Genomic DNA, 8,734 nt, shown 5'->3' on the forward strand with positions numbered 1-8,734 from the left:
GGGCCACGGATCCGGCACGTGCTTCTCCTGCAGGGCGTGAGGGTTGCCGCGAAGGCGCTCGCAGCGGGCTCATGCATGGTAGGTAGCGCGAGCCATCGGTGCGGAACGGGTTGGTGAAGCCCTTGAGCTTGGGCAGACGCATGTGAATCGGCATCTGACCGCCCTCGAAGCGGACCGGGACGTTCTTGCGAGCCTTCGTACCCTTGGTACCGCGGCCCGCGGTCTTGCCCTTGGAGCCCTCACCGCGACCCACACGGGTCTTCTCGGTCTTGGCACCCGGAGCCGGACGCAGGTGATGAATCTTGATGGTCATGCGGAAACCTCCTCAACAACAACGAGGTGGCGCACGACGTTGATCAGGCCGCGGTTCTGCGCATTGTCCTCGCGCAGCACGGTCTGGCGGATGCCACGCAGCCCGAGGGTGCGCAGCGAATCCCGCTGATTCGACTTGGCGCCGATGCTGGACTTGATCTGGGTCACTTTCAGCTGAGCCATATCAGTGCGCTCCCTGTCCTGCACGCGCACGCAGCATGCCCGCCGGAGCCACATCCTCGATCGGCAGACCGCGGCGCGCGGCAACCTCTTCGGGACGCTGCAGCATCTTCAGGGCAGCAACGGTGGCATGCACAACGTTGATGGCGTTGTCGCTACCGAGCGACTTCGCCAGAACATCATGGATACCGGCACATTCGAGCACGGCACGGCACGCGCCACCGGCGATCACACCGGTACCGGGCGAAGCCGGACGCAGCATGACGACACCGGCAGCCGCCTCACCCTGAACCGGGTGGGTGACCGTGGAGCCGATCATCGGAACGCGGAAGAAGTTCTTGCGAGCCTCTTCGACGCCCTTCTGGATGGCCGCGGGAACTTCCTTGGCCTTGCCGTAGCCGACACCGACCAGACCGTTGCCGTCACCGACGATCACGAGGGCGGTGAAGCTGAAGCGACGACCACCCTTCACGACCTTGGAGACGCGGTTGATCGCGACAACGCGCTCGAGCTGGTTCTTCTCGGCGGCATTGTCGCGACGGTTGTCGTCGCGACGGCCACGGCCGCCACCACGCTGGTCGCGGTCGTTACCACCGTTGTTGTTCTGTCCGGCGGGACCGTTGTTTCCGCCGTCACGCCGCTGACGTCCCGGCATCAGACGTTCCCTTCGTTCGCAGAGTTGATCATCAGAACTTCAGCCCACCTTCACGGGCGGCGTCGGCGAGAGCCGCGATACGGCCGTGGTAGTCGTGACCACCACGGTCGAACACGACCGCCTCGACGCCGGCAGCCTTGGCGCGGGCGGCGATGAGCTCGCCGACCTTGGCGCCCTTGGCGGACTTGTCACCCTCGAGCGCGCGCACATCGGCCTCGATGGACGACGCGGCGGCAATGGTCTTGCCGACGGAGTCGTCGATCAGCTGGGCGTGCAGGTGGCGCGAGGAGCGGTTGACCACCAGGCGCGGACGCTCGGTGGTGCCGACGACCTTCTTGCGCAGACGGAAGTGACGACGCGTCTTCGACAGACGACGCGTGGTCGAGACGTCCTTACCGACCGGCTTGCGGGCGGCCTTCTGCTTTTCGGTTTGTGCCATGGCTTACTTACCCGTCTTTCCGACCTTGCGGCGAACGACCTCGCCGGCGTAGCGGATGCCCTTGCCCTTGTACGGGTCGGGCTTACGCAGGCCGTGGATCACCGCGGCGATCTGGCCGACCTTCTGCTTGTCGATACCCGACACCGAGAACTTGGTCGGGGACTCCACCGCGAAGGTGATGCCCTCGGGCGCGTCGATCGGAACCGGGTGGCTGTAGCCCAGGGCGAACTCGAGGTTCGAGCCCTTGGCCTGCACGCGGTAACCGACGCCGAAGATTTCCATCTTCTTCTCGTAGCCCTTGGTCACGCCCTCGATCATGTTGCTGATCAGGGTGCGAGTCAGGCCGTGCAGCGAGCGGTTCTGACGCTCGTCGTTCGGGCGAACGACCTCGAGCTCACCGGATTCGGCCTTGGCGACGGTGATCGGCTCGGCGACAACGTGGGACAGGGTGCCCTTGGAACCCTTGACCGTCACGTTCTGGCCGTCGATGGTCACCTCGACGCCGGCGGGAACCGGGATCGGCTTCTTACCGATACGCGACATTGTTCCTACCTCCCTTACCAGACGTAGGCGAGGACTTCGCCGCCCACGCCCTGCTGCTTGGCCTGACGGTCAGTGAGCAGACCGGAGGACGTGGAGATAATCGCCACGCCGAGGCCGCCGAGCACCTTGGGCAGGTTGGTGGACTTCGCGTAAACCCGGAGGCCCGGCTTCGACACGCGGCGGACGCCCTGCAGGGAGCGCTCACGCGAGGGGCCGTACTTCAGGTCGACGATCAGGTTCTTGCCGACCTGCGCATCTTCGATACGGTAGTCGGCGATGTAGCCCTCGCGCTTGAGGATCTCGGCGATGTTCACCTTGAGCTTCGAGTGCGGAGCCTTCACCTGATCGTGGTACGCCGAGTTGGCGTTGCGCAGACGGGTCAAGAAGTCTGCGATCGGATCAGTCATGGTCATGTTTGACCGTTACCTTTCTCGCCGCGGTTCCCATTCAGCACCGTCTGAGATCGGCGGTCGTGGGCCTACGACAATTCGGGGCGGTTCCAGCCGGGAATGCCCGACCGGAGTTAGCGCTTGCGCCCGGAGCGAGACAGAGCTGTGCCCGGGCAACCGGTCTAGTGTAGACAACCCCTGATCAGCGACCAAATCGAGGTCCGGGTCACAGTGCCGCGGACGCCGCCGGGGTCTGTATCGTGCGAACAAGATCTTTTCACCATTCCTGCCTGATGCCATCCGCGAGAGCTACGGGTAAAGGGGCAAGCGTGAATCGTCGAATCGCCGGAATGATCTCCGCACTGGCCGCCACGGCCGCCGGATTCACCATCGTGGCCTGCGCCAGCACCGTCGACGGCACGGCCGTCGCCAATCAAGCCGAGGTGACCACCTACCGTTCCTCGGTCGCCGCCGCCTCCAGTTCGGCCGCGGCCGCCACCTCCGCCGCCCTGGTCTCCCACCAGAACGCCGTCTGCGGCGTCTTCGTCGCCGACGCCCTCGATGTCGCGGGCAAGATCCACACCGCCAACCAGCGCCTCGACGAGCACGACCTCACCGCCGCCCGCACCGCCATCACCGACGCCGCCACCGCCCTCAACAACGCGGGCACCGAGGTCTCCGACGCCCTCACCAAAAACCCCACCCCCGCCGACTTCGCCGCCGCCCTCACCGAATACTCCAAAGCCGCAACGGCTTTCGGCGGCCAAATGACCAAGCTCGGCCTCGGCAACAGCAACGACGCCGACTTCGACCCCGCCCAAGACCGCTACTTCACCGCCAAGGACGCCGCCCTCACCGCCTGCTCGTGAGATGGCGATAGCAGCGCATAGCATCAATGGCTATATTTGAGTCATGACACGTACGATCACCCAGGCTGAGCTGCGCAATGGCAGTGCCGGCGTGATGGACGCCCTGGAGGCCGGGGAAGACTTCGTCATCACACGCAATGGGCGTCCGGTCGGTGAACTACGACCGATATCCACGCGACGCGATATGACGACCACGGAGCTGAAGGCGCTATTGGCCCGCATCGGTCGTAGCGGTACCGCCGCCGAGGAGCGAGCGGAGATCGAGGCCGTCTTCGGCGAGGATCGACTCGATGACTGAACCGGCACTCGCGCAACGGTTCCCCGAAGGACTGCTCGACACCTGCGTCCTCATCGACATCGACCTCATCGACGAAGACAGGCTGCCCATACGGCCACGGATCAGCACCATCACCCTGGCGGAGCTCGGCTTGGGGATCGCGCTCGCGTCGACACCGCAGGCGCTGGCCCTTCGAACGGAGCGCCTACTAGCCATCGAGCACGGCTTCGACGCGCTGCCCTTCTGTACCGCGGCCGCGCGACGGTTCACCTCGATGACGAAACTCGTTGTCGCGTCCGGCCGTAGCCCGAAGCCCCGCAGGATGGACTTGATGATCGCCGCCATCGCCTCGGCCAACGACCTGCCGCTGTTCACCCGGAACGCCGATGACTTCAAAGGGCTGGATCCGCTCCTTACCGTCGTCGGCGTGTGACCGCACCCTCCCGGAAGATCAGCCCGCGCGGCCGAGGCAGAAGGCCTTGGGCATGATTTCGCCGGGTTGTTGGTAGGAGTAGGTGGCTATGGAGCCGGAGACTCGGTCGCACAGGGAGGTGTCGAGTTGGGAGCTCAGGATTTTGTATTCGGCGTCGGGGCTGGAGCAGGGGGTGATCTCGACGTCTTCGGCGCCGGATTTCTTGAGGCAGTCGCCGATCTTGGCGTTGTCGATGGTGAGGGTCGGGTCAGAACCCTTTGCGATCAGGCAGAATACGATGCCGGTGCCGAAAGCGCCGATGCCCTTCTTGGCCTTCAGCAGGTAGCTGTAAGTGGTTTGGGTGCCCGCGACCTTCTTACACGCGGCGTCGGGCATGAACTCCGTCGTGTCGAGGCGGTCCAGCACCCGGTAGACGGCGGTCGCGTCACCGCAGTCGGCCTTCAGTGGATTGTTGCCCTTGGTGTCGGTGAGGCAGTCGCCCTTCTGCGCCGCGTTCGCGGCATGCGCGGGGTCAGCGCCCTTGATACCGACGCAGATCGACCCCTTGCCGCTGTCGGTGTAGACGTACTCCGTTCCCGCCACATCCACACACCGCTCGTGCGCGTTCCCGCTCCCGGCCCGATCGAGCACCACGAACCCGGCCTCCGCGCTGGAACACGACACCTTGTCGAACCCGTCATCCCCGGACTTCTTCAGGCAATCCCCGTGCGACACCGCATCCGAAGAACCGTTGATCAGCCCGCATCCGCTCGTGAACAAAGCCAACATCAAGGCCGAAACCGCCACTACCCAGCGCACTTCGAGACCCTCCCCCACTTGAAACCGGCATTTCCGGCGAAACGCTAGCCGGTGAACGAGTTCCGAACCAATCGAGCGAATTCAACGCGGATTGTTGGCGGCCAAGCAGAAGACGATGCCGGTGCCGAAAGAGTGCGTCAGGTCGACGCCCGTGACCGCCCGGAAGACGTAGCCGTAGGTGGCCTGGGTGCCGGGAATCCTGGCGCAGGCCACCTGCGGCGAACTGCCATCCGAGCTGAGGCGAGCCAGGACTCGATAGACGGCCGCAGGGTCGGCGCAATCCACCTGATGCACAACCGCTTCCCCGTTGCCCGCATCCCCGTTGCCGTCGACACAGCTGCCCACCTTCGCGACATTCACGGCGTGCGCGACATCGGCACCCTTGGCGCCGATGCACAGCGAGGCCCCCGAGTCCTCGGTCTCCACATACTCCGTGCCCGCGACATTCACGCACCCGTTCTCGGTGCCGCCGCTGGCGACCCGGCCGAGCACCACGAATCCCGCACCCGACGCCGAACACGACGCTTTGACGAGTCCGTCATCGCCCTTCCGCAGACAATCCCCCGTCGACACTTCCCGCGACGTCCCACCGACCAGCGCGCACCCGCCGGTGAACAACGCCAACAGCAGCGCCGAAACCGCTACCGCCCAACGCATCCGGACCCCCCGATCTTGCTTTCTACTGTGCCTCGGGGACTTTACGGGTCAGCGGTTCCGGAAGAACCAGAAGGCTTCGGCGGAGGCGGCAGCGGTCGGAGAGGCAGTTGCCGTTGGCTTGCCAATTTCAGTAATGTCCGTTTTGTCCGCAAGTAGCTGTGGGCGTGCGCAACTGGTGATGAGGGGGTCCCGTTGGACGACGTCGAGCTGTTGGCCGAGAAGGTCAGGCAGGCGGATGAGGCGATTCTGCGGGTTCGCGGGCGGGCGCAGGCGTCGGAGGGGCTGGTCGTGGTGGAGTCCGACGCGTACGGGGCGATCACCGATCTGCGGATTTCGCCGTATGCGATGAGTGCCGACGCCGACAGGCTCGCGCAGGTCATCGTGCAGTGTCATCGCACCGCGCGGCAGCGGGCCGAGGCCGAGGCCGGGCGGGTGCACGCGGAGCTCGAGCGGAACGCTCGCCGCGCCACGACCGCACCAACCCCGAATGCCGACCCGCCAGAGTGGGAAGAGGCTGCGCCGCTTCGGATTACGTTCGGGGTGTAGCCGTGGAATTCGATACGGCGAAGATGCGGCAGCTCGCCACCGACCAGCGCACCGCCGAAGGAGCCATCGCCAAGCTCGCGGAGGCCGGGCCGGAAGGCCGGTCCGGCGTCGCCATCAACGATCGCGAATCGGCGCGAAACAAAATGCCGCACTGCGACCTTGCGACCCGCACCGAGGAATCGCTGAAGGCGATGGATCGGGTGCTGGCCTTGCACGCCAAGCGACTGCGCGAGTTCGCCGACGTGACCGACAGCGCGGCCGACGCGATCGACAAGATGGAAGAGATCAATGCCGACGGGTTCAAGGCGATCAAATGAGTGACGAGGACAAGCTCAAGATCTCCGAGGTCCTGGCGTGGGATCTGTCGGCGCTCAGCCTCGTTGCCGCAAAGCTTCAGCAGGTATCCACCACCCTCGACCAGCAGGTCACCGATGCCGACGGCAAGGTGCAGAAGTCGGGAGATTACTTCGGGGACCAGGCCGGGGAAGCCGCGCGCGGCGTATCCGCCAAGTTCAAAACCGACGGCCACACAACGGCTGATTCCTACCAGAACATGGCGACGGCCATCGACGACGCGAACCATGAATTCCAGGCCAAGATCGCCACACTGCGGTCGGTGGTCAAGCAGGTCGAGGAGTCGAAGTGGGATTTCGCCTACAAGGACGCGACCGGTGACGTCTACTCCCGCAAGTCCAATTGGCAGACCGCGACCGGCACCTCACCCTACGGTGCCGCCGCGGTCGCCCTGAAGACCGCGGCGCAGATGTCCTTGACCGGTGACCTCACCCAGGCGCTCTACGACGTCAAGGAGATCGACAAACTCGCTGCCCAAGCCGTAGCGCGCTGCCTCGAAACCCTCACTGACTCGGTGAAACTGGCGGTGGTCGCCATGCCCGCGGACGCTGATCTGGCTCGAATTCTGAAGGAGTACCAGACGGATGCGTCGAAGGGCACCAAGATCTGGCCCGACAACACTCTCCTGAACATTCTCCGCCTGTACCAGCCCGATCTGGAACCCATCGAGATGACCGAGGAGGAGTCCGACGCGCTGGACGAGCTCGTCAATCCTCTTCGCGGCGGAAACCCGGCCGACGCGCTCAAGTTCTTCGAGATCAAGAATGAAGCGCAAGCCCTGGGCGGCGACTCGGACCATCCGGACGCGAACAAGTACATCCAGCAGAATTCCGATTCGCACGCCGATGGCCAGGCGGACGCGCTCCGCCATTCGTATTGGAATGCGCGAATGAGCCAGGAATTCGGCGAGGACTGGACCAACAAGTACGCGACGGCGCACGAGAAGAGCGCAGGCAACCCACCGGCTCGCGAGGCCATGGATCTTTACAACAATGAACGGGGACGCATAATCGCGAGCCAGAACCCCGACGCCACCCCCGACCAGCTGAAGGCGAAGATCGTCGAGTCCATCGATCGTGGCGAGATGGTGGTCATCGCCAGGCCGACAGAAGGCGCGGATCCCCAGCTGTCGAAAAGCGATGTCCCGGTGACAAGTACCGCCATCATCTCCGGAGCGGACATTCCATTGCCTCACGGAAAGTTCTGATCTGATGAAAACTATGCGGATTGCTTTGATCGCGCTCATCATATCGACGGTTGGCGCATGCTCACTGGTCTCGCATGATTCGGAGCGGAAGACCTGTGCAGGGAAGTTCGATCTCAATGAATTGAAGGAACCGCTCGGATCGAGCATCACGCTTCAAGAAAAAATGCAGAGTGCGATGCGTGCCAAACAGCCGGTGCGACTGCAAGAGGTCACTCGGGCGGCCGAATGGATCGATGACTGGGATCTCATGGCGCAAGTGCGCTCGAACACCCCCGAGGCTGAGCTGAACGGCTTCACTCAAACAGCGGGTTACTGCTGGGACGGTCGCCCAGGGACAAGGGAACCGGTCCCGGAGGGTTTCTATCTCTTCTTCAGAGATCACGTCCCGGTCCAGAAGGTCCGTTGGTTCGGAGATTCCATGCCGATCAAGTTGATGCGCGGCGTCTCACTGACCCCGCAGTCCCAGTTGGTCATCAGCTATTCGCAACTCGTCCCCGCATGACCGCGCCTGCGGGGCACTGGCCGCCGCCTCCCCAGATGCCGCGACCGCCCCAGAGGCCATCCCGCGAGGTCGTCGTTGTGCTCACGTCCCTGGCGCTGGTGCTGACGGTCGTCATCGGCCTCGTCGTGGCCGCCGGTCTCTACTGGAAATCCCAGCGCGACCTGCACCGAAGGCCGGTGGCAGCGCCCCCGTCGTGGGGCGACTACTGGAATCTCGCGGTGAACTTCTATCCGGTGACGCCGTTGCGGCCCGACGAGAAAGGCTTCGCGAATGCGCGTTGCACGACGGTGGGCAGCATCCTGGTTCAGCCCCGTGATCCGGTACCGGTCCGCCAGCTGACCTGCGTCGACGACGGAGAGGTGTCGACCTGGTTCACCGAATTCGCTGATCCCGCCGATCTGAAGCGCTACCTCGACGCGCACTGGGTGCGCGACCGCACTCACGAAACTCCCAGCAGCACAATGGCATTGCTCCGCCCCAGCGGCCCGTCGACCCCCTACGGCCTGGCCGCCCACCCGGGACTGGAACTCGGTAAGCAAACCGTGCTGCTCGAAGCCTCGGGCGACACCTTCG

Annotated in this window: 16 protein-coding genes; 8 read left to right on the forward strand and 8 right to left on the reverse strand. The window is 64.5% G+C overall.

The features are described 5' to 3' along the window. The 6 genes from rplO to rpsH all read right to left on the reverse strand — a co-directional run. Window positions 1-313 (reverse strand): 50S ribosomal protein L15 (gene rplO / locus ACWELQ_RS29170; protein WP_452400239.1); only part of this gene is annotated, 313 nt, incomplete at its 3' end. Further along, entirely contained in the window at window positions 310-495 is a 186-nt protein-coding gene (gene rpmD, locus ACWELQ_RS29175) for a 50S ribosomal protein L30 (RefSeq protein WP_452400240.1), read from the reverse strand. The genes rplO and rpmD, both read right to left, overlap by 4 nt. A gap of 1 nt (window position 496) precedes the next feature. Further along, window positions 497-1,147: a 30S ribosomal protein S5 gene (gene rpsE / locus ACWELQ_RS29180; protein WP_379353893.1), complete on the reverse strand. Its 651-nt coding sequence runs from the start codon at window positions 1,145-1,147 to the stop codon at window positions 497-499. Window positions 1,148-1,178: 31 nt separating this feature from the next. Continuing rightward, on the reverse strand, window positions 1,179-1,586 hold the full coding sequence (rplR, locus tag ACWELQ_RS29185) for a 50S ribosomal protein L18 (protein ID WP_452400241.1): 408 nt from the start codon (window positions 1,584-1,586) through the stop codon (window positions 1,179-1,181). Window positions 1,587-1,589: 3 nt separating this feature from the next. Next, the gene (gene rplF, locus ACWELQ_RS29190) at window positions 1,590-2,129 is read right to left on the reverse strand and encodes a 50S ribosomal protein L6 (protein ID WP_452400242.1); all 540 of its coding nucleotides are present in this window, start codon (window positions 2,127-2,129) and stop codon (window positions 1,590-1,592) included. A gap of 14 nt (window positions 2,130-2,143) precedes the next feature. Then, window positions 2,144-2,542, reverse strand: coding sequence for a 30S ribosomal protein S8 (gene rpsH / locus ACWELQ_RS29195; RefSeq protein ID WP_033087354.1), 399 nt, complete (start codon window positions 2,540-2,542; stop codon window positions 2,144-2,146). A gap of 305 nt (window positions 2,543-2,847) precedes the next feature. On the opposite strand from rpsH, the gene ACWELQ_RS29200 reads away from it, so the two are divergent. The 3 genes from ACWELQ_RS29200 to ACWELQ_RS29210 are packed head-to-tail and all read left to right on the forward strand — an operon-like array spanning window position 2,848 to window position 4,097. Further along, window positions 2,848-3,387, forward strand: coding sequence for a hypothetical protein (locus ACWELQ_RS29200; RefSeq protein WP_452400243.1), 540 nt, complete (start codon window positions 2,848-2,850; stop codon window positions 3,385-3,387). Window positions 3,388-3,430: 43 nt separating this feature from the next. Further along, window positions 3,431-3,685: a type II toxin-antitoxin system Phd/YefM family antitoxin gene (locus ACWELQ_RS29205; protein ID WP_452400244.1), complete on the forward strand. Its 255-nt coding sequence runs from the start codon at window positions 3,431-3,433 to the stop codon at window positions 3,683-3,685. Beyond that, on the forward strand, window positions 3,678-4,097 hold the full coding sequence (locus ACWELQ_RS29210) for a type II toxin-antitoxin system VapC family toxin (RefSeq protein ID WP_452400245.1): 420 nt from the start codon (window positions 3,678-3,680) through the stop codon (window positions 4,095-4,097). The genes ACWELQ_RS29205 and ACWELQ_RS29210 overlap by 8 nt, the downstream gene beginning before the upstream one ends. 18 nt (window positions 4,098-4,115) lie before the next feature. Here the strand turns inward: ACWELQ_RS29210 and ACWELQ_RS29215 are convergent, their stop codons facing one another. Further along, window positions 4,116-4,895 carry an LppU/SCO3897 family protein gene (locus ACWELQ_RS29215; protein WP_452400246.1) on the reverse strand — a complete coding sequence of 260 codons (780 nt, stop codon included), beginning with the start codon at window positions 4,893-4,895 and terminating at the stop codon, window positions 4,116-4,118. A gap of 81 nt (window positions 4,896-4,976) precedes the next feature. After that, a complete protein-coding gene (locus ACWELQ_RS29220; RefSeq protein WP_452400247.1) occupies window positions 4,977-5,552 on the reverse strand; it encodes an LppU/SCO3897 family protein in 576 nt (191 codons plus the stop codon). 192 nt (window positions 5,553-5,744) lie between these two features. Here ACWELQ_RS29220 and ACWELQ_RS29225 point away from each other — a divergent pair, with 192 nt between their 5' ends. The 5 genes from ACWELQ_RS29225 to ACWELQ_RS29245 form a co-directional block, all read left to right on the forward strand. Next, window positions 5,745-6,098 (forward strand): YbaB/EbfC family nucleoid-associated protein, encoded by a 354-nt coding sequence (locus ACWELQ_RS29225; RefSeq protein WP_452400248.1) that lies wholly within the window; start codon window positions 5,745-5,747, stop codon window positions 6,096-6,098. A gap of 2 nt (window positions 6,099-6,100) precedes the next feature. Next, the gene (locus tag ACWELQ_RS29230) at window positions 6,101-6,415 is read left to right on the forward strand and encodes a hypothetical protein (protein WP_452400249.1); all 315 of its coding nucleotides are present in this window, start codon (window positions 6,101-6,103) and stop codon (window positions 6,413-6,415) included. Next, window positions 6,412-7,659, forward strand: coding sequence for a DUF6973 domain-containing protein (locus ACWELQ_RS29235; RefSeq protein WP_452400250.1), 1,248 nt, complete (start codon window positions 6,412-6,414; stop codon window positions 7,657-7,659). The genes ACWELQ_RS29230 and ACWELQ_RS29235 overlap by 4 nt, the downstream gene beginning before the upstream one ends. A gap of 13 nt (window positions 7,660-7,672) precedes the next feature. Further along, window positions 7,673-8,161: a hypothetical protein gene (locus ACWELQ_RS29240; protein ID WP_452400251.1), complete on the forward strand. Its 489-nt coding sequence runs from the start codon at window positions 7,673-7,675 to the stop codon at window positions 8,159-8,161. Window positions 8,162-8,238: 77 nt separating this feature from the next. Then, window positions 8,239-8,734 (forward strand): hypothetical protein (locus ACWELQ_RS29245; RefSeq protein WP_452400252.1); only part of this gene is annotated, 496 nt, incomplete at its 3' end.

The organism is Nocardia sp. NPDC004722 (genome assembly GCF_053601505.1).

Excerpts from the sequence above, each read along its gene's own strand:
- rpmD (WP_452400240.1), bottom strand. The coding sequence starts at position 495 with ATGGCTCAGCTGAAAGTGACCCAGATCAAGTCCAGCATCGGCGCCAAG.
- rpsE (WP_379353893.1), bottom strand. The coding sequence starts at position 1,147 with ATGCCGGGACGTCAGCGGCGTGACGGCGGAAACAACGGTCCCGCCGGA.
- rplR (WP_452400241.1), bottom strand. The coding sequence starts at position 1,586 with ATGGCACAAACCGAAAAGCAGAAGGCCGCCCGCAAGCCGGTCGGTAAG.
- rplF (WP_452400242.1), bottom strand. The coding sequence starts at position 2,129 with ATGTCGCGTATCGGTAAGAAGCCGATCCCGGTTCCCGCCGGCGTCGAG.
- rpsH (WP_033087354.1), bottom strand. The coding sequence starts at position 2,542 with ATGACCATGACTGATCCGATCGCAGACTTCTTGACCCGTCTGCGCAAC.
- ACWELQ_RS29205 (WP_452400244.1), top strand. The coding sequence starts at position 3,431 with ATGACACGTACGATCACCCAGGCTGAGCTGCGCAATGGCAGTGCCGGC.
- ACWELQ_RS29210 (WP_452400245.1), top strand. The coding sequence starts at position 3,678 with ATGACTGAACCGGCACTCGCGCAACGGTTCCCCGAAGGACTGCTCGAC.
- ACWELQ_RS29220 (WP_452400247.1), bottom strand. The coding sequence starts at position 5,552 with ATGCGTTGGGCGGTAGCGGTTTCGGCGCTGCTGTTGGCGTTGTTCACC.
- ACWELQ_RS29235 (WP_452400250.1), top strand. The coding sequence starts at position 6,412 with ATGAGTGACGAGGACAAGCTCAAGATCTCCGAGGTCCTGGCGTGGGAT.
- ACWELQ_RS29240 (WP_452400251.1), top strand. The coding sequence starts at position 7,673 with ATGCGGATTGCTTTGATCGCGCTCATCATATCGACGGTTGGCGCATGC.